We start from the raw sequence: 529 nt of genomic DNA on the forward strand, positions 1-529 counted from the left end.
CGAATCCTTGGGTTTTTGGGACAGATAAAGTATTAGATAAAGTATTAGGCAATACAACACTCTACGCGAAGTGGACGCCGATTAATTACACAGTAAGCTTCGTGGTGAATAATGGCATTGAAATAGAAGGCAAACAAGCAGACTACGATACAGTCATCACCTCGCCGACTGTGCCAACGAAAGAGAATTACACATTTGCAGGCTGGTACAAAGAAGCGCAGTTAACGAATCCATGGGTTTTTGGAACAGATAAAGTGTTAGGCGATACAACACTCTACGCGAAGTGGACGCCGATTAATTACACAGTAAACTTCGTGGTGAATAATGGCATTGAAATAGAAGGCAAACAAGCAGACTACGATACAGTCATCACCGCGCCGACTGTGCCAACGAAAGAGAAATACACATTTGCAGGCTGGTATAAAGAAGCACAGTTAGCGAATCCTTGGGTTTTTGGGACAGATAAAGTATTAGGCAATACAACACTCTACGCGAAGTGGACGCCGATTAATTACACAGTAAGCTTCGT

At 42.9% G+C, this 529-nt stretch carries 1 protein-coding gene; it reads left to right on the forward strand.

Features of this window, described 5'->3' with window-relative positions:
• Positions 1 to 529 (forward strand): InlB B-repeat-containing protein (locus AB4114_RS35860; RefSeq protein WP_441992686.1); only part of this gene is annotated, 529 nt, incomplete at both ends.

Source organism: Paenibacillus sp. 2RAB27 (assembly GCF_052115445.1).
Taxonomy (GTDB): Bacteria; Bacillota; Bacilli; order Paenibacillales; family NBRC-103111; genus Paenibacillus_E.